Source organism: Enterobacter sp. PI-10, from assembly GCF_027947695.1.
GTDB classification, from domain to species: Bacteria; Pseudomonadota; Gammaproteobacteria; order Enterobacterales; family Enterobacteriaceae; genus Enterobacter; species Enterobacter vonholyi.
Genome location: NZ_JAJNOG010000003.1, coordinates 333580 through 354931, shown reverse-complemented (window position 1 = coordinate 354931; position 21352 = coordinate 333580). Strand labels below are relative to the sequence as shown.

The 21352-nt window shown below is 55.3% G+C and carries 19 protein-coding genes and 1 tRNA gene; 13 read left to right on the top strand and 7 right to left on the bottom strand.

Features of this window, described 5'->3' with window-relative positions; genetic code table 11:
- The first annotated feature begins 19 nt into the window (after window positions 1–19).
- The 7 genes from LRM19_RS10060 to yejF all read left to right on the top strand — a co-directional run bounded on the left by LRM19_RS10060 (window position 20) and on the right by yejF (window position 9001).
- The gene (locus tag LRM19_RS10060) at window positions 20–733 is read left to right on the top strand and encodes a phosphatase PAP2 family protein (RefSeq protein ID WP_181899759.1); all 714 of its coding nucleotides are present in this window, start codon (window positions 20–22) and stop codon (window positions 731–733) included.
- A gap of 415 nt (window positions 734–1148) precedes the next feature.
- A complete protein-coding gene (gene mepS, locus LRM19_RS10055; protein ID WP_008500946.1) occupies window positions 1149–1718 on the top strand; it encodes a bifunctional murein DD-endopeptidase/murein LD-carboxypeptidase in 570 nt (189 codons plus the stop codon).
- Between the two features lie 127 nt (window positions 1719–1845).
- On the top strand, window positions 1846–3402 hold the full coding sequence (locus LRM19_RS10050) for a cyclic di-GMP phosphodiesterase (RefSeq protein ID WP_271368639.1): 1557 nt from the start codon (window positions 1846–1848) through the stop codon (window positions 3400–3402).
- A gap of 73 nt (window positions 3403–3475) precedes the next feature.
- Complete coding sequence (locus LRM19_RS10045) at window positions 3476–5281, top strand: extracellular solute-binding protein (protein WP_271368638.1); 1806 nt, start codon at window positions 3476–3478, stop codon at window positions 5279–5281.
- A 9-nt stretch (window positions 5282–5290) separates the two neighbouring features.
- On the top strand, window positions 5291–6385 hold the full coding sequence (locus LRM19_RS10040; protein ID WP_029740961.1) for a microcin C ABC transporter permease YejB: 1095 nt from the start codon (window positions 5291–5293) through the stop codon (window positions 6383–6385).
- A complete protein-coding gene (locus tag LRM19_RS10035; RefSeq protein WP_133294830.1) occupies window positions 6385–7410 on the top strand; it encodes an ABC transporter permease in 1026 nt (341 codons plus the stop codon). Before LRM19_RS10040 ends, LRM19_RS10035 begins: the two co-directional genes overlap by 1 nt.
- Before the next feature lies 1 nt (window position 7411).
- Window positions 7412–9001: a microcin C ABC transporter ATP-binding protein YejF gene (gene yejF / locus LRM19_RS10030; RefSeq protein WP_271368637.1), complete on the top strand. Its 1590-nt coding sequence runs from the start codon at window positions 7412–7414 to the stop codon at window positions 8999–9001.
- A 3-nt stretch (window positions 9002–9004) separates the two neighbouring features.
- On the opposite strand, the gene LRM19_RS10025 is transcribed toward yejF, so the two are convergent.
- The 3 genes from LRM19_RS10025 to rsuA form a co-directional block, all read right to left on the bottom strand.
- Complete coding sequence (locus LRM19_RS10025) at window positions 9005–9349, bottom strand: YejG family protein (RefSeq protein ID WP_008500952.1); 345 nt, start codon at window positions 9347–9349, stop codon at window positions 9005–9007.
- 279 nt (window positions 9350–9628) lie between these two features.
- On the bottom strand, window positions 9629–10825 hold the full coding sequence (locus LRM19_RS10020) for a Bcr/CflA family multidrug efflux MFS transporter (protein WP_271368636.1): 1197 nt from the start codon (window positions 10823–10825) through the stop codon (window positions 9629–9631).
- 15 nt (window positions 10826–10840) lie between these two features.
- Window positions 10841–11548 carry a 16S rRNA pseudouridine(516) synthase RsuA gene (rsuA, locus tag LRM19_RS10015; RefSeq protein WP_021241522.1) on the bottom strand — a complete coding sequence of 236 codons (708 nt, stop codon included), beginning with the start codon at window positions 11546–11548 and terminating at the stop codon, window positions 10841–10843.
- 152 nt (window positions 11549–11700) lie between these two features.
- On the opposite strand from rsuA, the gene LRM19_RS10010 reads away from it, so the two are divergent.
- Together LRM19_RS10010 and rplY are read left to right on the top strand one after the other, a co-directional pair.
- Window positions 11701–13461, top strand: coding sequence for a DEAD/DEAH box helicase (locus tag LRM19_RS10010; RefSeq protein WP_111967554.1), 1761 nt, complete (start codon window positions 11701–11703; stop codon window positions 13459–13461).
- 125 nt (window positions 13462–13586) lie between these two features.
- On the top strand, window positions 13587–13871 hold the full coding sequence (gene rplY / locus LRM19_RS10005) for a 50S ribosomal protein L25 (protein ID WP_008500956.1): 285 nt from the start codon (window positions 13587–13589) through the stop codon (window positions 13869–13871).
- A gap of 50 nt (window positions 13872–13921) precedes the next feature.
- On the opposite strand, the gene yejK is transcribed toward rplY, so the two are convergent.
- Window positions 13922–14929 (bottom strand): nucleoid-associated protein YejK, encoded by a 1008-nt coding sequence (gene yejK / locus LRM19_RS10000; protein ID WP_109845346.1) that lies wholly within the window; start codon window positions 14927–14929, stop codon window positions 13922–13924.
- 134 nt (window positions 14930–15063) lie between these two features.
- On the opposite strand from yejK, the gene LRM19_RS09995 reads away from it, so the two are divergent.
- The 3 genes from LRM19_RS09995 (at window position 15064) to LRM19_RS09985 (ending at window position 17220) form a co-directional block, all read left to right on the top strand.
- Window positions 15064–15291: a YejL family protein gene (locus LRM19_RS09995; RefSeq protein WP_008500958.1), complete on the top strand. Its 228-nt coding sequence runs from the start codon at window positions 15064–15066 to the stop codon at window positions 15289–15291.
- A 19-nt stretch (window positions 15292–15310) separates the two neighbouring features.
- The gene (gene yejM, locus LRM19_RS09990; RefSeq protein ID WP_115875868.1) at window positions 15311–17071 is read left to right on the top strand and encodes an LPS biosynthesis-modulating metalloenzyme YejM; all 1761 of its coding nucleotides are present in this window, start codon (window positions 15311–15313) and stop codon (window positions 17069–17071) included.
- Window positions 17072–17143: 72 nt separating this feature from the next.
- Window positions 17144–17220, top strand: a tRNA-Pro gene (locus tag LRM19_RS09985).
- Window positions 17221–17256: 36 nt separating this feature from the next.
- On the opposite strand, the gene LRM19_RS09980 is transcribed toward LRM19_RS09985, so the two are convergent.
- Both LRM19_RS09980 and LRM19_RS09975 read right to left on the bottom strand, forming a co-directional pair.
- Entirely contained in the window at window positions 17257–18444 is a 1188-nt protein-coding gene (locus LRM19_RS09980) for an MFS transporter (protein WP_115875869.1), read from the bottom strand.
- A gap of 124 nt (window positions 18445–18568) precedes the next feature.
- A complete protein-coding gene (locus LRM19_RS09975; protein WP_010433451.1) occupies window positions 18569–18829 on the bottom strand; it encodes a DUF2534 family protein in 261 nt (86 codons plus the stop codon).
- A 209-nt stretch (window positions 18830–19038) separates the two neighbouring features.
- Here LRM19_RS09975 and eco point away from each other — a divergent pair, with 209 nt between their 5' ends.
- Complete coding sequence (gene eco / locus LRM19_RS09970; RefSeq protein ID WP_045351839.1) at window positions 19039–19542, top strand: serine protease inhibitor ecotin; 504 nt, start codon at window positions 19039–19041, stop codon at window positions 19540–19542.
- A 93-nt stretch (window positions 19543–19635) separates the two neighbouring features.
- Here the strand turns inward: eco and mqo are convergent, their stop codons facing one another.
- Entirely contained in the window at window positions 19636–21285 is a 1650-nt protein-coding gene (mqo, locus tag LRM19_RS09965) for a malate dehydrogenase (quinone) (protein ID WP_047652540.1), read from the bottom strand.
- Window positions 21286–21352 lie beyond the last annotated feature (67 nt).

The window sequence follows — 21352 nt, the reverse complement described above, 5'->3', positions numbered from 1 at the left end:
TCACTCTATGCAGAACGTTATGACAACTCGATTTCCCCTGATATTACTGCTTAATGTCGCCGGTCTGGCGCTTTTCTTCTCCTGGTATATCCCGGCAGATCATGGTTTCTGGTTCCCGCTGGATTCTGCCATTTTTCACTTCTTCAATCAGGAGCTGGTGAAGAGCAACGCGTTCCTGTGGCTGGTGGCAATTACCAACAACCGCGCCTTTGACGGCTTCTCGCTGCTGGCGATGGGCTGCCTGATGCTCTCTTTCTGGCTGAAAGAGGACAAAGCCGGGCGTCGGCGTATTCTGATTATCGGTCTGGTGATGCTGCTGTTTGCTGTCGTCATTAACCAGCTGGCCACCGCGATTATTCCGGTTAAGCGTTCCAGCCCAACGCTCTTTTTCACCGATATTTATCGCGTCAGCGAGCTGCTGCATATTCCAACAAAAGATGCGTCGAAGGACAGTTTCCCTGGCGATCACGGCATGATGCTGCTTATTTTTTCCTCAATTATGCTTCGCTATTTCGGCAGAAAAGCGTTTGCCATAGCCCTGATTATTTTTGTGGTTTTTGCCTTCCCGCGCGTAATGATTGGCGCTCACTGGTTCACCGATATTGCCGTCGGTTCGCTCTCCGTTGCGCTGATTGCGCTGCCGTGGTGTTTGATGACCCCACTGAGCGACAGGATAATAGCGCTGTTCGATCGCTATCTTCCCGGCAGAGCGCAACAACAATTAAACAAATAACTAACCTAAATTAACGTGAGCTATCAGGGATCGACATGATCCCTGATAGCCTTTCCGCCACGATCTTTTCCCAGCGTCATATTCTTGTCATCACATTCATGATAAAAATGAAGCAATTGCGCGATAAAGCCTCGGATCTGTCCGCATTTTAAGCAATTACGGATTTTTACTTTCTGTATCACATTTTCTTATAAAAAAAAGGCTTTTTTTTCTCGCAATACCCCAGGCAATCGGTTAATCTCGAACTCGTTTTGCCCCATAGAGATAATTATTTCGCTGGCGAATAATTTTGTGCGCTGTACCACAAATGTGACCAGAAAGAATTGTCTCAATGTGAACAGATAATTAGTCTCGTCACGTTTGGCATTTTTATAACGATATTTGTCGTTAAGGACTTCAAGGGAAAATAAACAAAATGGTCAAATCTCAACCGTTTCTGAGATATATCTTACGGGGGATCCCGGCGATAGCAGTCGCGGTACTGTTGTCTGCATGTAGTACATCGAACACCGCAAAGAATATGCATCCTGAGACGCGTGTTGTGGGAATGGAAGATTCCTCGTCACTGCAAGCCTCTCAGGATGAATTTGAAAATATGGTACGTAATCTGGACGTGAAGTCCCGCATTATGGACCAGTATGCTGACTGGAAAGGCGTGCGTTATCGTCTTGGCGGCAGCACAAAAACAGGTATTGATTGTTCCGGTTTTGTACAGCGTACATTCCGCGAGCAATTTGGGTTAGATCTTCCGCGTTCAACCTATGAACAGCAGGAGATGGGCAAGTCGATTTCACGTACCAAACTGCGCACCGGTGATCTAGTCCTGTTCCGTGCCGGTTCTACAGGTCGACATGTTGGCATCTACATTGGTAATGACCAGTTCGTACATGCCTCCACCAGCAGCGGTGTCACCATTTCCAGCATGAATGAACCGTACTGGAAGAAGCGCTACAACGAAGCACGCCGCGTACTGACCCGCAGTTAATATGACTATCGTATCGTTGGTTATCCCTTGGCTGGCGATATGATGAAAAAAAGCACTGCTTCGGCAGTGTTTTTTTTTGCCCGTTACACTGAATACATCCAGCGGCATTTCAGGAATTACGACGTCTATGTTCACCCGCTATTTCTCCAGCAATCGCAAGATACTGATCCTCAGCATCATCACAGGCCTGATCGCCGCCCTGCTCCTGGGTTCGTTGCAATTTTTCTGGAGCTACCACAAGCGGGAAGTCAAATTCGACACCCTGATCCACGATGTGAGCATCTATATGGAGAGCTATTTCGATGAGTTAAAAAATTCTATCGATGTGCTCCAGCCGCTCACGTTAAACAATTGCCACGACGTAAATCAGGAACTCACTTCGCGCGCTGCCTTTAGCGTTAACGTTCGCGCATTCCTGCTGGTCAGAGACAAAATGGCGTTCTGCTCTTCTGCTACGGGTCCGATGAATTCCCCAATGGAGGAGCTGATACCTGAGCTGCACATCGACAAACAGATTGATATGGCGTTGCTTCCCGGCACTCCGATGTTGCCCAACAAGCCCGCCATTGCCATCTGGTACCGTAACCCGCTAGTGAAGGACGGCGGCGTATTTACCTCAGTGAATCTCAACCTGACGCCTTACCTGCTCTACACGGCTCGCCAGGACGAATTTGCCGGCATCGCCATCATCATTGGCGATCATGCGCTGTCAACGCGGTCCAGCATGCTGGTCAACGCGCACGATCTTCATGAAACGCCGGCCCGTACCGCAACGCTGAAAGACGTTCCCCTGACCATAAATCTGTATGCGGACGCCTGGACCAGCGATGAAATTCTTTACGCCCTGTTCTTCGGGCTGGTATGCGGCATTTGTGCCGGCTCGCTCAACTACTATATCCTCAGCATTCGCCTCAACCCGGGTAAAGAGATTTTGAGCGCGATTAAGCGCGGCCAGTTTTATGTAGTCTATCAGCCCGTCGTCGATGCTAAATCGCTCCAGATGACCGGGCTGGAAGTACTGATGCGCTGGAAACACCCGACAATGGGGGAAATTCCGCCCGACGCGTTTATCAATTTTGCCGAAGCGCAGAAGCTCATTGTCCCGCTGACGCTGCATCTTTTTGACCTTATCATTCACGATGCTCCCGTGTTACAAACGCTGTTACCTCCGGGCGCAAAGGTGGGAATCAACATCGCGCCGGGGCATCTGCATGCGGAGAGCTTCAAGGACGATATGCGCACCTTCAAAGCGTTACTGCCGCCAGATTACTTCCAGATCGTGCTGGAAATTACCGAGCGCGATATGCTTAACCATCGGGAAGCCAACAGCCTCTTCGAATGGCTGCATAACGAAGGGTTTGAAATCGCCATTGATGATTTTGGTACCGGCCACAGCGCGCTGATTTACCTTGAGCATTTCACCATGGACTACCTCAAGATAGACCGCGGATTTGTTAATGCGATAGGGACTGAGACGGTAACGTCGCCGGTGCTGGATGCCGTTCTGACGCTGGCAAGACGACTGAATATGTCGACCGTCGCCGAAGGGGTAGAGACACCGGAACAGGCCGCCTGGCTGCGCGAACACAGCGTTAATTTCCTGCAGGGATACTGGATTAGCCGCCCGATGCCGCTGGCGCAGTTCCGCGAATGGCGGCCTGATATTTCGGCCGAGGGTGATTAATTTCACATTGTCCGTGACGTCACTTATTATTCAGCTTAACCGAGCCGGTCTGTAAAGAGGGAGCTGCCGCGAGATGCTTATGCGCTTTATGTTGCTGATGTTGGCATTCACGAGCCTGTCCAGCCAGGCGCAAGCCATCAAAGAAAATATCGCCTTCGCGGTGATTGGCGAGCCGAAATACGCGGTCAATTTTACGCACTTCGATTACGTCAACCCTGCCGCGCCGAAGGGCGGAAAGGTCACGCTTTCCGCCACGGGAACCTTCGACAACTTCAACCGCTTCGCCCTGCGCGGCGTGGCGGCCGCGCGGACGGAATCGCTTTACGATACGCTCTTTGTCACCTCCGATGACGAGCCCGGCAGCTACTATCCGCTTATTGCCGAGAACGTGCGTTACGCCGATAACTTCGCCTGGGCGGAGATCTCCCTTAACCCTCGAGCTCGTTTTCATGACGGTACGCCGGTTAAGGCCAGCGACGTTGCGTTCACCTTTCATAAATTTATGACCGAAGGCGTTCCCCAGTTCCGCATCGTGTATAAAGGCGCGTCGGTCAGAGCCATTGCGCCGCTTACCGTGCGCATCGAGCTGAGCGAACCAAATAAAGAGAACATGCTCAGCCTGTTCTCGCTGCCGGTGATGCCGGAATCGTTCTGGAAAAACCACAAGCTGAGCGACCCGCTTCCCACGCCTCCTCTGGCTGGCGGCCCCTACCGCATCACCGACTGGCGCATGGGGCAATATGTCGTCTATTCCCGCGTCAAAGACTACTGGGCAGCCAATCTGCCGGTAAACCGCGGACGCTGGAACTTCGACACCCTTCGCTATGATTACTACCTTGACGATAACGTGGCGTTTGAAGCGTTCAAAGCGGGGGCCTTCGATTTGCGGGTCGAGAGCAGCGCCAAAAACTGGGCGACCCGCTATATCGGCAAAAATTTCGCCAAAGGCTATATCGTCAAAGACGAGCATAAAAATGCGTCTGCGCAAGACACCCGCTGGCTGGCGTTTAATATTCAGCGTCCGGTATTTAATGACCGCCGGGTGCGGGAAGCCATCTCCCTGGCCTTTGATTTTGAGTGGATGAACAAAGCGCTGTTTTACGGGGCTTACAGCCGCGCCAACAGCTATTTCCAGAACACGGAATATGCCGCGCGCGATTACCCGAAAGCCGACGAACTGGTTCTGCTGGCACCCCTTAAAGCAGAGGTACCGCCAGAGGTGTTTACAACGGTGTTTCAGCCGCCGGCTTCAAACGGTGACGGTTACGACCGCGACAACCTGCTCAAAGCCAGCAAGCTGCTGGATGACGCGGGCTGGCACCTGAAGAATCAAAAACGTGTTGATGCCAAAACGGGAAAGCCTCTCAGCTTTGAGCTGCTGCTCTCGTCCGGGGGCAACGACCAGTGGGTGCTGCCGTTTAAGCACAATCTTGAGCGGCTGGGCGTGACCATGAACATTCGCCAGGTGGATAACGCGCAGATCACCAGCCGCATGCGCAGCCGTGATTACGACATGATGCAGCGCCTGTGGCCCGCCCAACCGTGGCCCAGCTCGGACCTGCAAATTTCCTGGGCCTCCAGCTACATCGACTCCTCCTACAATGCGCCGGGGGTAAAAAGCCCGGCGATTGACGCGCTGATTGCGAAAATCGTGGCGGCGCAGGGGGATAAAGAAAAGCTCCTGCCGCTCGGGCGCGCCCTCGACAGGGTCTTAACCTGGAACTACTACATGCTGCCGATGTGGTATATGGGCGAAGATCGCCTTGCGCGCTGGGATAAGTTCTCCGTGCCTGCCGTGCGCCCTGTCTACTCCCTGGGCTTTGATACCTGGTGGTATGACGTTAACAAAGCCGCCAGACTTCCCGCTGAGCGGCGATAAGGAATCATCATGGGTGCCTATCTTATCCGTCGTCTCCTGCTGGTCATCCCCACCCTGTGGGCCATCATCACGATTAACTTTTTTATCGTGCAAATTGCTCCCGGCGGCCCGGTCGATCAGGCGATTGCCGCCATTGAATTTGGCAACAGCGGCGGCATGCCCGGCGGCGGCGGTGAAGGCATGGGCGCAAGCCATGCGCGAACCGGCGTAGGGAATATCAGTGAAAGCCATTATCGCGGCGGACGCGGGCTGGATCCGGAAGTGATCGCCGAGATCACCCACCGCTACGGCTTTGACAAACCGATTCACGAGCGCTATTTCAAAATGCTCTGGGATTACATCCGCTTTGATTTTGGCGATAGCCTGTTTCGCAGTGCGTCAGTGTTAACGCTGATCAAGCAAAGCCTGCCGGTTTCGATCACGCTGGGGCTGTGGGGAACGCTGATTATCTATCTGGTCTCTATACCGCTTGGGATCCGCAAAGCGGTGTATAACGGTAGCCGCTTCGATATCTGGAGCAGCACGTTCATTATCATCGGCTATGCCATCCCGGCGTTTCTGTTTGCCGTCCTGCTGATCGTCTTTTTTGCCGGGGGAAGTTATTTTGACCTCTTCCCGCTGCGGGGGCTGGTCTCCGCCGATTTCAGTTCCCTGCCGTGGTATCAGAAAATCACCGACTATCTCTGGCATATCACACTGCCGGTTCTGGCCACGGTCATTGGCGGGTTTGCGGCCCTGACCATGTTGACCAAAAACGCCTTTCTCGATGAAATTCGTAAGCAGTACGTTGTTACTGCCCGCGCCAAGGGCGTGAGCGAGAAGCAGATCATGTGGAAACACGTGTTCCGCAACGCCATGCTGCTGGTAATCGCCGGGTTTCCGGCCACGTTCATCGGCATGTTTTTTACCGGCTCGCTGCTGATAGAGGTCATGTTCTCGCTCAACGGTCTGGGGCTGCTGGGCTATGAGGCTACCGTATCGCGCGATTATCCGGTGATGTTTGGCACACTCTATATTTTCACCCTGATTGGCCTGCTGCTGAATATCATCAGTGATATCAGCTATACGCTGGTCGATCCCCGAATCGATTTTGAGGGCCGCTGATGCCGCGTTTAAGCCCCGTCAATCAGGCCCGCTGGGCCCGTTTTCGCCACAACCGCCGCGGCTACTGGTCGCTGTGGATTTTTGCCGTGCTGTTTGCCTTAAGCATGTGTTCGGAGCTGATCGCCAACGACAAGCCGCTGCTGGTGCATTTTAACGATCGCTGGTACGTGCCGGTCATCGCCAGCTACAGCGAAAGCGACTTTGGCGGCCCGTTTGCGACACGGGCGGAATATCAGGATCCGTGGCTTCGCCAGCAGATTGAGCAGCACGGCTGGGCGCTCTGGGCGCCGGTGCGCTTTGGCGCAAACAGTATAAACTTCGCTACCACGGCCCCCTTCCCTTCCCCGCCCTCCGCGCAAAACTGGCTGGGAACGGATGCTAACGGCGGCGACGTGCTGGCACGCATCCTGTACGGCACGCGAATATCGCTTCTCTTTGGGCTGATGCTGACGCTCTTCTCCAGCGTGATGGGCGTTGTGGCGGGCGCCGTTCAGGGTTACTACGGCGGGAAAATTGACCTGTGGGGCCAGCGTATCATCGAAGTCTGGTCTGGTATGCCAACGCTGTTTCTGATAATCCTGCTTTCCAGCGTCGTACAGCCCAACTTCTGGTGGCTATTAGGCATCACCGTCCTGTTCGGCTGGATGGCGCTGGTCGGCGTGGTGCGGGCGGAGTTTCTGCGCACCCGCAATTTCGACTATATCCGCGCGGCGCAGGCGCTTGGCGTTAGCGACCGGAGTATCATCTTCCGCCATATGCTGCCCAACGCCGTGGTGGCAACGCTCACCTTCCTGCCGTTTATTCTGTGCAGCTCCATCACCACCCTCACCTCGCTGGATTTTCTCGGTTTCGGGCTACCGCTGGGTTCCCCGTCGCTAGGCGAACTGCTGCTGCAGGGTAAGAACAACCTCCAGGCGCCGTGGTTAGGCATCGCCGCCTTTCTTTCCGTGGCCGTGCTGCTGTCGCTGCTGATTTTTATTGGCGAAGCCGTGCGCGATGCCTTTGATCCGAACAAGGCGGTATAAGATGACCCAGCCTCTTCTGAGTATTGATAACCTGTCGATTGCTTTTTCAAAGCAGGGTGAGACGCGCACCGTGGTCAACGATTTATCGCTGCAGATCCAGCCCGGGGAAACGCTGGCTCTGGTCGGCGAATCGGGTTCAGGCAAAAGCGTTTCGGCGCTCTCCATCCTGCGGCTGCTGCCTTCTCCGCCGGTGAGCTATCCGCAAGGGGACATTCTTTTTCATGGCCGTTCGCTGCTGCATGCCGACGAACATGCCCTGCGCGGCATTCGCGGCAACAAAATCGCGATGATCTTCCAGGAGCCGATGGTTTCACTTAACCCTCTGCACAGCCTGGAAAAACAGCTTTATGAAGTGCTCTCCCTGCACCGAGGGATGCGCAAAGAGGCCGCGCGGGGAGAAATTCTGGATTGTCTTGAACGAACGGGCATACGCAATGCGGCCAAACGGCTGAATGATTTTCCGCATCAGCTCTCCGGCGGCGAACGCCAGCGCGTGATGATCGCCATGGCCCTGCTGACGCGCCCCGAACTGCTGATTGCCGACGAGCCTACAACGGCGCTTGACGTGACGGTACAGGCGCAAATACTGACGCTGCTGCGGGAACTGCGTGACGAGCTGAACATGAGCCTGCTGTTTATCACGCACAACCTGAGCATTGTGAGAAAGCTGGCCGACAGCGTCGCGGTGATGCAAAACGGACGCTGTGTTGAACAGGATACGGCGTCCGCGCTGCTGAGTGCCCCACAGCACCCCTATACGCAGCGCCTGCTCGACAGCGAACCCTCCGGCGACCCGGTTCCTCTCGATGCGGACAGCACGCCGCTGCTGCGCGTTGAGGATCTGTCCGTCTCGTTCCCGATCCGTAAAGGTATTCTGCGCCGCATTGTCGATCGCAACCCGGTGCTGAAAAACCTCCGCTTCTCGCTGCGCCCGGGTGAATCCCTGGGTCTGGTGGGCGAATCCGGCTCGGGCAAAAGCACCACCGGTCTGGCGCTGCTGCGCTTAATCGCCTCGCAGGGGGAAATCCTCTTTGACGATATGCCGCTGCACCGCTGGAACCGCCGCCAGATGCTGCCCGTGCGTCCCCGCATGCAGGTGGTGTTTCAGGATCCCAACTCCTCGCTTAACCCGCGGCTCAGCGTGTTACAGATTATCGAAGAGGGTCTGCGCGTCCATCAGCCCGGCCTGAGCGCGCAGCAACGCGAGCAGGAGGTCATGCGGGTCATGACCGAAGTGGGTCTAGATCCCGAGACGCGCCATCGCTACCCTGCGGAATTTTCCGGTGGGCAGCGCCAGCGTATCGCCATTGCCCGCGCGCTGATCCTGAAACCGGAGCTGATTATTCTGGATGAACCGACGTCATCGCTGGACAGGACCGTACAGGCGCAGATCCTGGCGCTGCTGAAAGGGTTACAGGAAAAGCACCGGCTGGCCTATATCTTTATCAGCCATGATTTACAGGTGGTGCGGGCGCTATGCCATCAGGTGATTGTGTTGCGTCAGGGAGAGGTGGTCGAGCAGGGTGATTGCCAGCGCGTATTTAGCGCGCCAACGCAGCGCTACACGCGCCAGCTGTTGTCGTCAGACTAGCGCTCAGAATGGATACTGGCCGGAGAAAGGCTCTGCAATAGCAACGCCAAAATTTTTCAGGCGGCAGGTAGCAGCAAACTCGTCCTGGCTTTTCACAAACAGGCACGGCTCACCTTCGCACTCCAGTACGGAGCTGTCCACTTCGATATCCGTCAGGGCCTGACTGAGACGCTCCATCACCCGCCAGGCATTTTCGTCGCTCGGGCTCAGAAGCTTGAGCGCCACCAGGCAGTTTTCACAGCCCGCGACGTTTTGCGGAATCGGTTCAACTTTCGAACCAGCAAAACCCGCCGACCAGCGATAGCTCTGGGGCAAGCGATGGACAATAGAAAGTTGTAATGTATTCACGTTCGTTCCCCGGAAGCAAAATTTACTTCACAATTTATTTACATTTATAGTAACACATCATCGCCAGCCTGCACTATTCAGCACTTTTTTATCGGTATTCAGGCTCGCGTCGGCGCTATATGTACCCGTTTCTGCGATCTAACTCAACCTTTTTGAATACAATGATGTGACTTTTTACACAAATAGATTTTACATAAAATAAACAAACACGGAATAAACGAACGGGGGTTTGGTTGATATGCATCAACAAAAAAGGCCCTTCCGGGCCTTCTCTGCGTTTTAGTGGGCCGCTTTTCGCGGTCGACTGGCGTAAAGATAGAAGAGTATCGAGCTGGTTGCGCAAAAAGCCATCGCCCACAGCATCGGCCACGCCGTCGTAAAGGTGGCCATCGAAAGCATCGCTCCGACGATAGCGCCGATGCCGAAGCGGAACGTCCCTGCCAGAGATGATGCGGTTCCTGCCATGTGCGGAAACTCATCCAGGATCACCGCCATCGCATTGGACGACACCATCGACACGCAGCCAACAAAGGCCGCCACGCCGACCACCAGCGCCCAGAAGCCCACGCCCAGAAACGCGCTCACCACCAGCCAGATCGCCATCACAAACTGGATCCACAGCCCGGCGCGGAACATGTTCAGCGCCCCCACCCGCCGGACAAAGCGGCTGTTGATGATGGTCATGATGAACAGGAAGACGATGTTAAGCGCAAAGTAATAGCCGAAGTGCTGCGGCGAAACGTGGTTCAGCTCGATATAGACAAACGGCCCGGCGCTCAGGAAGGAGAACATTCCGGCGAAGCTGAACCCGCTCGCCAGCATATAGCTGAGCACGCGCTTGTGGCGAAACAGCGAGGCAAAGTTGCCGATGGTGGTACGGATGTGAAACTTCTGGCGGCGCTCGACGGGAAGCGTTTCATCAATAAAGAAGAAGATCATCGCGGAGGCCAGCAGCGCGGCCAGGGCCAGGATCCAGAAAATCACATGCCAGCTGAACCACACCAGCACCGCACCACCGGCCATTGGGGCCACCAGCGGCGCAATCGTCGTCACTAGCATGACAAACGACATCATGCGGGAGAACTCTTCTTTGGGGTAGATATCGCGCATCAGGGCGTTAATCACCACGCTTGCCGCTGCCGCCGCCAGACCGTGGAAGAAACGCATGATAATCAGATGATCGATAGTCTGCGCCAGCGCGCAGGCAACCGCTGCGGCGGCAAAGACCAGCGTCCCGCCCAGAATGACCGGCTTGCGTCCAAGGCTGTCGGCCATCGGGCCATAAAACAGCTGGCCGAGGGCAAAGCCGAGAATATAGGTGCTGAGCGTCATCTGCGCGCTGCCCGCCGGAACGCCAAACTGCGCGGAAATGACCGGCAGCGCGGGCAGGTACATATCGATAGACAGCGGCATCAGCATGGCCAGCAGGCCAAGAATGAAGACGATTTTGAACGACGAGTGTGGCCTGGTGGTCACAGAGTTCTCCTGAAATTAGTGCGAAGGCAGACCGACGCTGGCGATCTCTTCTTCCGTTAACGGGCGATATTCGCCAGGCGCCAGGTCGGGATCGAGTTCAATCGCACCAATCCGTTCGCGATGCAGGCCAACAACGTGGTTCCCCACCGCGGCAAACATACGTTTCACCTGATGGTAGCGCCCTTCGCTGATGGTCAGGCGGACCTCCGTCGGGGTGATGACTTCGAGCACCGCCGGTTTGGTCAGATCTTTTTCATTATGCAGCTGAACGCCTTTCGCGAAGTGCTCTGCCGTGTCATCCGACACCGGTGACTCCAGCGTCACGAGATAGGTTTTCTCGCAGTGGTGGCGTGGAGAGGTGATGCGGTGCGACCACTGACCGTCGTCGGTCATCAGCACCAGCCCGGTGGTGTCGATATCGAGTCGACCTGCGGCGTGCAGCTTGTGCGCCACCGGCTCGTCGAGGAAATAGAGCACCGTCGGGTGATCCGGATCGTCCGTTGAGCAGACGTAGCCTTCCGGCTTATTGAGCATGAAGTAGCGCGGACCGTGCTGCTGGGTCAGCGGATTGCCGTCATACTCCACCTGATGGTCAGGTTGCAGTTTGAACGCGCTGTCTCTCACAATGTCGCCATCCACGGTAACGCGGCTGGCGCGAATTTCGCGCCCGGCAATAGCGCGGCTTACGCCGAGTTGCTGAGCGATAAACTTATCAAGTCGCATGAAATCTTTTTAGCCTTAATGGTGCAGGAAGTCGGACAACAGGTCCGAAAAAAGAAGCAGTCTGGAACGGTTCAGTATAATGGTCTGGTTGCGCCACTCAAGGGAAAAAGTTTCGTGGCATACTATGTGCGGAATAACGAAACCGAGACCCCATGACTTTTACACTTCGTCCCTATCAGCAGGAAGCCGTTGACGCCACCCTCGCCTGGTTCCGTAAACATCGCGAGCCGGCGGCGATTGTGCTCCCGACCGGTGCAGGCAAAAGCCTGGTCATTGCCGAACTGGCGCGTCTGGCCCGCGGCCGCGTGCTGGTGCTGGCGCACGTTAAAGAGCTCGTCGCGCAAAACCATGCCAAATATTGTGCACTTGGGCTGGAAGCCGATATTTTCGCTGCCGGGCTGAAGCGTAAAGAGAGCCACGGCAAAGTGGTGTTTGGCAGCGTGCAGTCGGTGGCCCGCAATCTGGACCTGTTTCGCAGCGAATTTTCGCTGCTGATTGTCGACGAATGTCACCGCATCAGCGATGACGACGACAGCCAGTATCAGCAAATCCTGTCCCACCTGAAAGAGGTGAATCCTCACCTGCGCCTGTTGGGCCTGACGGCGACCCCGTTTCGTCTGGGGAAAGGCTGGATCTATCGCTACCATTATCACGGCATGGTGCGCGGCGATGACAAGGCCCTGTTTAGCGACTGCATCTACGAGCTTCCGCTGCGCTACATGATTAAACATGGCTACCTGACGCCACCTGAGCGGCTGGATATGCCGGTGGTGCAGTACGATTTCAGCCGCCTGCAGGCGCAGAGCAACGGGTTATTCAGCGAAGCGGATCTTAACCAGGAGCTGAAAAAGCAAAAGCGCATTACGCCGCATATCATCAGCCAGATAGAGGAGTTCGCCGCGACGCGCAAAGGGGTGATGATCTTTGCCGCCACCGTTGAGCACGCGCGAGAAATCACCGGGTTACTGCCCCCCGGCGACGCGGCGCTCATCACCGGCGAGACGCCCGGCCCCGAGCGCGACCGCCTGATTGAGGCCTTTAAAGCCCAGCAGTTCCGCTATCTGGTTAACGTATCGGTATTGACCACCGGCTTTGACGCCCCGCACGTCGACCTGATCGCTATTTTGCGTCCGACCGAATCGGTCAGTCTGTATCAGCAAATTGTTGGCCGCGGCCTGCGTCTGGCGCCGGGGAAAACCGACTGCCTGATTCTGGATTATGCCGGTAACCCGCACGATCTCTATACGCCTGAGGTCGGCGCGCCAAAAGGGAAAAGCGACAACGTGCCCGTGCAGGTCTTTTGCCCTGCCTGCGGGTTTGCCAACACCTTCTGGGGAAAAACCACCGCCGACGGCACGCTGATCGAACATTTTGGCCGCCGCTGTCAGGGCTGGTTTGAAGATGATGACGGGCATCGCGAGCAGTGCGATTTCCGCTTCCGGTTTAAAAACTGCCCGCAGTGCAACGCCGAAAACGACATTGCCGCTCGCCGCTGTCGGGAATGCGACACGGTGCTGGTTGACCCGGACGACATGCTGAAAGCGGCATTAAAGCTGAAAGATGCGCTGGTGCTGCGCTGTTCCGGCATGGCGTTGCAGCCCGGCGCCGATGAAAAAGGCGAATGGCTGAAAATCACCTATTACGATGAAGACGGGGCGGACGTCAGCGAGCGCTTCCGGCTCCAGACGCCTGCCCAGCGAACGGCCTTCGAACAGCTGTTTATTCGCCCGCACACCCGCACCCCGGGGGTGCCCCTGCGCTGGATCACCGTGGCGGATATCGTGCGCCAGCAGGTGCTATTGCGCCATCCGGATTTTGTCGTCGCCCGCAAAAAAGGCCAGTTCTGGCAGGTGCGCGAGAAACTCTTTGACTACGAAGGTCGCTTCCGTCGCGCCAACGAATTGCGCGGTTAGCGGGACTTTTCATTGATGTGGGGGGCATTTGAGTATAAAATGCCGCCCGCTTCACATCCGTGAGGCAGAACACTCACCTGCTGCTGGGTCGCCTGTAGTAGGGTTTTAAATACAGAGAGAAATCAATGTTTACTATCGAAGCAGAAGTACGTAACGTGCAGGGTAAGGGTGCGAGCCGCCGCCTGCGTACCGCTAACAAGTTCCCGGCTATCGTTTACGGTGGCGAAGCTGCTCCAGTTGCAATCGAACTGGATCACGACAAACTGTGGAACCTGCAGACCAAAGCTGAATTCTACAGCGAAGTTCTGACCATCGTTGTTGGCGGTAAAGAAGAAAAAGTGAAAGTTCAGGCTGTTCAGCGTCACGCGTTCAAGCCAAAACTGACTCACATCGACTTCGTTCGCGCGTAATCGCAAACCTGTCGAAAAAAACCCCGCTTCTGCGGGGTTTTTTGTGCCTGCTATTTACCGCCCGAGGTGCGGCGCTGAAGCTGATCGCGCAGATTCGGCGGCGTGCCCTTAATGGTCAGCGTATCGGTGGCCGGATCCCAGAAGATACGTTCACCCAGCAGCATCGCATCAAAGTTAATGGTTAACCCACCGCCGCTGCCGGCAAACTTGGTTAACTGACGCAGCGTGCTGCGATCCGCCGGGAAGCTCTCTTCAAGCTCATAGCCCTTTTCTGCGGTAAATTCCTGGAAGCTGACTTCGCTGACGCCCGCCAGCTCTTTTGACAGCGACTCCAGCTCAATCTCTTCCCCTGCCTGCAGCTGTTCGTTGCAGTAGCTGTAAACCTGCTGACGCACCGTCTGGCGCTCAGATTTATCGAGCTGCGCTTCTGCTGTGAAATCGTCAACCGCCTGGAGCAGCCCTTTGTTCTGCGCTTTGGCGTTAAGCCCTTCACTGGCACCGAGGAAGTCCATAAAGAAATCCGCCACTTTGCGGCCCACGCGTCCCTTCAGGAAAGTCAGGTAGCGGGTCGACTCCGGGTTGGTTTCCCACTCGGTCAAATCAATACGCGCCACGATATCCGCATGGTTAATGTCCAGATAATGCGTCGAGCTGATATCCAGCTGCTCGTTCACGCGCATGCTGCTTAAGTTATTCAGCACGGTAACCAGCAGATACTCGACCGCCAGATAGCGGTAGTGGCAGAACAAGACAATCCCGCCGTCGGCGAACGGATATTTAGCCAGCTCGTCGCGCAGACGCCCGGTTGCCGCACGGCTAAACGCCAGGAAATCCTCTTCACCCTGGCGCTGCAGGCGCAGGCTATCGGCCAGTTCGCTGTCTTCGCTGAAAAGACCATAGGCTTTATTTTTGGCGCTGTAGACGCGATGCAGCTCTGCCATCATCTCCACCACGGTCGCCGTGGGTTCCAGTAACGAATCGCGCAGCACCACTTCAAGGGTTTGCTCATCACGCTTGATAAGCTGGTGCAAGGCAATCTGGTTGATTTCCAGACTCATGATAAACTCTCCTTTTAGACCGGGCGGTATTCAACCACCACCAGGACATGTGTGCAACAACAGATAAAAAAGGGGAAAAAAAGCTGTTGCTACGGTAATATGTTGCCCTTTCATCAACAAACTGATTTTGATTTATGCCACAACATTCCCGCTACAGTGATGAACACGTTGAACAACTGCTCAGTGAGCTGGTCAACGTACTGGAAAAACATAAAACGCCGACCGATCTCTCCCTGATGGTTTTGGGAAATATGGTCACCAACCTGATTAACACCAGCGTTGCTCCGGCTCAGCGTCAGGCGATCGCAAAATCTTTCGCCCAGGCTTTACAGTCGTCCGTCAGCAACGACCCGGCCCATTAAGGGATACGAACAACAGTTTATGGTGACGAATCGTCAGCGCTACCGTGAAAAAGTCTCCCAGATGGTCAGCTGGGGGCACTGGTTTGCCCTGTTCAACATTCTGTTGGCGACGGTCATTGGCTGTCGTTATCTGTTTGTCGCAGACTGGCCAACAACGCTAACCGGGCGTGTCTACTCCTGGATAAGCGTTGTCGGTCACTTTAGCTTTTTGGTTTTCGCCACCTATCTGCTGATCCTGTTCCCCCTGACGTTTATCGTCATGTCGCAGCGTCTGATGCGGTTCTTATCCGCCATCCTCGCGACGGTGGGGATGACGCTGCTGCTTATCGACAGTGAAGTGTTCACCCGCTTCCACCTGCATCTTAACCCCATCGTCTGGGAACTGGTGATTAACCCCGACCAGAACGAAACGGCCCGTGACTGGCAGCTGATGTTTATCAGCGTCCCGGTGATCCTGTTGATTGAGATGCTGTTTGCGACGTGGAGCTGGCAAAAGCTCCGCAGCCTGACCCGGCGACGCCATTACGCGAAGCCCGTCGCCGCGCTCTTTTTCGTCTCCTTTATCAGTTCGCACATCATGTATATCTGGGCGGATGCAAACTTCTATCGCCCTATTACCATGCAGCGCGCGAACCTGCCGCTCTCGTACCCGATGACGGCCCGTCGTTTCCTCGAGAAACACGGCCTGCTTGACGCTCAGGAGTACCAGCGCCGTCTTATCGAGCAGGGTAATCCGGAAGCCGTCAGCGTGCAGTATCCTCTGAGCGATCTACGCTATCGCGATATGGGGCGCGGGCAAAACGTCCTGCTGATCACCGTTGATGGCCTGAACTATTCCCGTTACGAGAAGCAGATGCCTGTGCTGGCCGATTTCGCGAGTCAAAACGTCTCGTTTACTCAGCATATGAGCTCCGGTAACACAACCGACGCGGGCATCTTTGGCCTCTTCTATGGCATTTCAGCCGGATACATGGACGGCGTACTCTCTACCCGCACGCCTGCGGCGCTGATCACCGGGCTGAATCAGCAGGGCTATCAGTTAGGGTTGTTCTCATCCGATGGCTTTAACAGCCCGCTCTACCGCCAGGCGCTGCTGTCCGATTTCTCACTGCCAGCGGCACAAAATCAGTCCGATGCGCAGACCGCCGGCCAATGGATAAACTGGCTTCAGCGCTACGCGCAGGAAGATAACCGCTGGTTCTCATGGGTTGCCTTTAACGGCACAACGCTTGCTAACAGCAATAAGAGTGATTTCGCGCGCCGCTACGGCCGCGCGGCGGGTGATGTTGATGCGCAGATTGGCCGCGTGCTTGACGCGCTACGTGAGTCCGGCAAGCTGGATAACACCGTGGTGATCGTGACCGCAGGCCATGGCGTCCCGTTAGGTGACGAGACGAAGAGCATGAGCTGGTCACGCCCGAACCTGCAGGTTCCGCTGGTGATCCACTGGCCTGGCACCCCGGCACAGCGCATCAATATGCTTACCGAGCATAAAGATGTGATGACTACCCTGATGCAACGCCTGCTGCATGTCAGCACGCCAGCGAACGAGTATTCGCAGGGACAGGATCTCTTCAGCGCCGCGCGCCGCCATAACTGGGTCACGGCTGCCGGGAATGACACGCTGGTGGTGACCACACCGAAGCTGACGCTGGTGCTGAACAGTAACGGGAATTATCAGACGTATAATCTGCAGGGTGAACGGTTGAAAGACCAGAAACCGCAGCTGAGCCTGCTGCTGCAGGTCCTGACGGATGAGAAGCGCTTCATCGCTAACTGATTAATAATAAACCAGTTAGCGACAGATTCCCTTGCATTCAAAACGGAATCGAGTAGTATTCTTTTTATGCGTCGGCACGTAGCGCAGCCTGGTAGCGCACCGTCATGGGGTGTCGGGGGTCGGAGGTTCAAATCCTCTCGTGCCGACCAAAAACATACTGAAAACCAGCCTGATGGCTGGTTTTTTTATTTCGCCTCGTCCGGGGTTTTGCGCAGATACACCAGCGTAGCCAGACAAATCACCGCTCCGGCATAAAACGTATATTCCGCGCCAAACGTTTCCCATATCGCGCCGGCTCCCACGCTGGCGATTAATAATCCCACGCCGCTGACCAGACTAAAAATACCGAAAGCAGTGCCGCGCAGATCGGGCGGTGCGGTTTTAGCGATCATTGCCGCCAGTAATCCCTGGGTCATACCCATATGTACTCCCCAAAACGCGACGCCCAGAAGCATTCCAGCCCAGTGGGTGCTCAGCGCCAGCACAATATCTGCCCCAATCAGCATCACCAGGCCCCACTGCAGTAATCGGGTGTGGCTCATCCCGTCCGACAACTTGCCAAACGGATAGGCAGAGAGGAAATAGAGCAGATTCATGGCCACCATCACCAGCGGGATCAGCGCCAGCGGCACCCCCGACTGCTGTGCGCGCAGCACAAGAAATGCTTCACTGAAACGTGCGAGCGTGAAGATGGCTCCCAGGCCAATGACCCACCAGCAGCCTTTCCCGAGACGCCTGAGGTTCTCTTTTTTGATGGGGTTCGTGCGTTTATGTTCGACGGGCGTTTTCGGCTCATGCAGGCCGAAGAAAAGCAGCGCCACGGCGAGCACGCCGGGGATCACCGCGATCCAGAAAATCGTGCGGAAGTCATCGTTCCACAGCAGCATTAATCCTACGGCCAGCAGCGGCCCGAGAAATGCGCCGACGGTGTCCATCGACTGACGCAGCCCAAAGGCCGCGCCGCGAAGTTCCGGCGGCGTAACATCAGCAACCAGCGCATCGCGCGGCGCTCCCCGTATCCCCTTCCCGACCCGGTCGATTAAGCGCGCCCCAAGGATCATGCCGGAAGAAGAGGCGATAGCGAACAACGGTTTACTCAATGCGCCAAGACCGTAGCCCAGAACCGCCAGTCCTTTACGCTTGCCCAGATAGTCACTGATGGCGCCGGAAAACACCTTGATAAACAGCGCCGTAGCTTCAGCCAGACCTTCAATCAAACCAATGAAAATAACGCTGGCGCCCAGCGTCGTCACCATAAACAGCGGCAGCAGGCTGTGGATAATCTCCGAGGAGATATCCATTAACATACTGACGCCGCCCACCACCCAGACTCCTTTCGGGATCCGGCTGAGCGTTGCAAACCGGGATAACATTGCGCATCTCCTGCTTCATGTTGCACTGTCTTGTTCGAAACAGAATATCCTGGAAATGCGAATAAAAATTATTAGACATAAAAAAGCCACCCCGCAGGATGGCTTCGATATCGCAAATCGGCGTCTAGTGTTTATCACGTCCGCCCAGGAAGAAAATGCCCAGCGGGATGGCCAGCAGAACGGTGAACACCAGGCTGTAGACAAAGATCATCGCCGACTGCAGGACATACATGCTGGTTGTCCAGGCAGAGAGAGGAATGTTGTACTGTTCGATAACGCCTACAATGGTGGCCCGCCCCACGCACGCGGCAGCAATCATAAACACAACCAGCAGCGCCAGGAGGAACTTGCGGCCTTCAGGCGTTTTCAGTTTTGCACGAACCATCTCTCTTCCCTTTTACAGATGAATAACATTATAGAGGGTCTAAAATAACACAAACGCCTGCCGGACTCCACGCCAGTACAAATCTCTACTTAAATGGCAAATATGTGGTTTATTGCGCTATTAATATTGAAAATGTAAGTAAATAACACCAATCATTCATAATTGATATGTTAACCTGTGCAGGATCGTTTTGACATAAAGGAATGACAATGAAAAACGCACCTAAATTTGCCATCGCACTCATCGCCGCCGCATGTGTCAGCACCAGTGCTTTCGCCAGCGAAACCCCTAAAGAGCAGCCGCTGGAAAAAGTCGCCCCGTATCCGAAAGCGGATAAAGGGATGAAGCGTCAGGTGATCCAGCTACCGGCACAGCAGGATGAAGCGAATTTCAAAGTGGAGCTGTTGATTGGCAAGACGCTGGAAGTGGATTGCAACCAGCATCGTCTGGGCGGTCAGCTGGAAAGCAAAACGCTGGAAGGCTGGGGTTATGACTACTACGTCTTTGATAAAGTGACCTCTCCGGTCTCCACCATGATGGCCTGCCCGGACGGCAAGAAAGAGAAGAAATTTGTGACAGCGTATCTGGGCGACAATAGCCTGCTGCGCTACAACAGCAAGTTGCCGATCGTGGTTTATACGCCTGAAAACGTGGAAGTGAAGTATCGCGTGTGGAAGGCTGAAGAGAAGATTGAGCAGGCTGTCGTACGTTGAAATTAAGTCGGGTGGCGGCTTCGCCTTACCCGACCTACAAAACAACACCGAACATAGGCCGGGTAGGCGTCAGCGCCACCCGGCTTTTTTACCTTACAGCGCGATATCCGCAACCGGTTTGTTTTCCGGCTGAGGCTTCAGCTCCGCTTTCGGCGCAGCATCCGCAGCCTGCGGTTTGATGTACTGCAGCTGAAGTACGCGGCTGGTGTATTCCAGCTCCTGCTCCGTCGCGTCCACGTTACCGTTCAGCTTCGTGCCGTAGGATGGAATAATGGTTTTCAGCTTCGCCTGCCATTCCGGACTGGCGACTTTATCTTTAAACACTTTTTCCATCAGGTGCAGCATGATTGGCGCAGCGGTAGACGCACCCGGTGACGCGCCCAGCAGCGCGGCGATTGTGCCATCCTTATCGCTCACCACTTCGGTACCCAGACGCAGCACGCCGCCCTCTTTCGGATCGCGCTTGATAATCTGCACGCGCTGACCCGCCTGCCACAGACGCCAGTCTTCTTTCTTCGCCTGAGGATAGTACTCTTTCAGCGCTTCGAAACGATCGTCGTCAGAGAGCATCACCTGGCTAATCAGGTATTTCACCAGATCGAAGTTATCCAGACCCACGTCCATCATCGGCTTGACGTTAGAGGTGGTGGTTGCGCTCAGCAGATCCCACAGGGAGCCGTTTTTCAGGAATTTAGTGGAGAAGGTCGCGAACGGTCCAAACAGCACCACGCGTTTGCCGTCAAGCATACGGGTATCGATGTGTGGAACGGACATTGGCGGCGCGCCCACGGAAGCCTGACCGTACACTTTTGCCAGATGACGATTCACCACTTCCGGGTTATCGGACACCAGGAACTGACCGCCGACCGGGAAGCCCGCGTAGTCGTCAGCTTCCGGAATACCGGACTCCTGCAGCAGCTTCAGCGCCGCGCCGCCCGCACCGATGAAGACAAACTTCGCCTTGATGACGTGTTCAGCTTCATTGTTTTTCAGATCGGCAACGGTCACGCTCCAGCTATTATCCGCGTTGCGCTTGAAACCGCGCACTTCGGTGCTGAGCTGCAGATTGAAGTTCTCTTTTTTCTTCAGAGACGTCACCAGCTGACGGGTAATTTCACCGTAGTTAACGTCAGTACCAATTTCGGTACGGGTCGCCGCCACTTTCTGGTTCGGGTCACGACCTTCCATGACCAGCGGAGCCCACTCTTTAATCTGCGCGTGGTCTTCAGAGTATTTCATCCCGCGGAACAGCGTGCTCTGCTGCAGAGCGGCGTAGCGCGCGCGCAGGAAGTTGACGTTCTGCTCGCCCCACACAAAGCTCATGTGCGGCACGGTGTTGATGAAGGAGTGCGGGTCGTGCAGCACGCCGCTGTTGACCTGATGAGACCAGAACTGGCGAGAAACCTGGAATGCTTCGTTGATTTCTACTGCCTTCTCGATACTAATGGAACCGTCCTTTTTCTGCGGCGTATAGTTCAGTTCCATGAGTGCCGAATGGCCGGTACCGGCGTTATTCCAGCCGTTCGAACTCTCCTGCGCCACGCCATCAAGGCGCTCGACCATGGTCATAGACCAGTCCGGCTGCAGTTCTTGCAGATAGGTTCCCAGCGTGGCGCTCATGATCCCGCCACCGATTAAAAGGACGTCCGTTTCCTGCTCTTTTGGTGCGTCAGCTTTCGCCGCCATGGAGACGGTGTTAAGCCCCACGGCCAGAGAAAAGAGCATGGCAGTCATTTTTTTCATAATTTATGCCTTAGTGTAAAAGTGCTTGATGCGTGGAAATTGCAGGTGAAAAAAGCTGCGGGGGCAC

Bases quoted from the DNA above. Each gene is read 5' to 3' on its own strand.
- LRM19_RS10060 (WP_181899759.1), top strand. From the start codon at position 20: ATGACAACTCGATTTCCCCTGATATTACTGCTTAATGTCGCCGGTCTG.
- mepS (WP_008500946.1), top strand. From the start codon at position 1,149: ATGGTCAAATCTCAACCGTTTCTGAGATATATCTTACGGGGGATCCCG.
- LRM19_RS10050 (WP_271368639.1), top strand. From the start codon at position 1,846: ATGTTCACCCGCTATTTCTCCAGCAATCGCAAGATACTGATCCTCAGC.
- LRM19_RS10045 (WP_271368638.1), top strand. From the start codon at position 3,476: ATGCTTATGCGCTTTATGTTGCTGATGTTGGCATTCACGAGCCTGTCC.
- LRM19_RS10040 (WP_029740961.1), top strand. From the start codon at position 5,291: ATGGGTGCCTATCTTATCCGTCGTCTCCTGCTGGTCATCCCCACCCTG.
- LRM19_RS10035 (WP_133294830.1), top strand. From the start codon at position 6,385: ATGCCGCGTTTAAGCCCCGTCAATCAGGCCCGCTGGGCCCGTTTTCGC.
- yejF (WP_271368637.1), top strand. From the start codon at position 7,412: ATGACCCAGCCTCTTCTGAGTATTGATAACCTGTCGATTGCTTTTTCA.
- rsuA (WP_021241522.1), bottom strand. From the start codon at position 11,548: ATGCGACTTGATAAGTTTATCGCTCAGCAACTCGGCGTAAGCCGCGCT.
- LRM19_RS10010 (WP_111967554.1), top strand. From the start codon at position 11,701: ATGACTTTTACACTTCGTCCCTATCAGCAGGAAGCCGTTGACGCCACC.
- rplY (WP_008500956.1), top strand. From the start codon at position 13,587: ATGTTTACTATCGAAGCAGAAGTACGTAACGTGCAGGGTAAGGGTGCG.
- yejK (WP_109845346.1), bottom strand. From the start codon at position 14,929: ATGAGTCTGGAAATCAACCAGATTGCCTTGCACCAGCTTATCAAGCGT.
- LRM19_RS09995 (WP_008500958.1), top strand. From the start codon at position 15,064: ATGCCACAACATTCCCGCTACAGTGATGAACACGTTGAACAACTGCTC.
- yejM (WP_115875868.1), top strand. From the start codon at position 15,311: ATGGTGACGAATCGTCAGCGCTACCGTGAAAAAGTCTCCCAGATGGTC.
- LRM19_RS09980 (WP_115875869.1), bottom strand. From the start codon at position 18,444: ATGTTATCCCGGTTTGCAACGCTCAGCCGGATCCCGAAAGGAGTCTGG.
- LRM19_RS09975 (WP_010433451.1), bottom strand. From the start codon at position 18,829: ATGGTTCGTGCAAAACTGAAAACGCCTGAAGGCCGCAAGTTCCTCCTG.
- eco (WP_045351839.1), top strand. From the start codon at position 19,039: ATGAAAAACGCACCTAAATTTGCCATCGCACTCATCGCCGCCGCATGT.
- mqo (WP_047652540.1), bottom strand. From the start codon at position 21,285: ATGAAAAAAATGACTGCCATGCTCTTTTCTCTGGCCGTGGGGCTTAAC.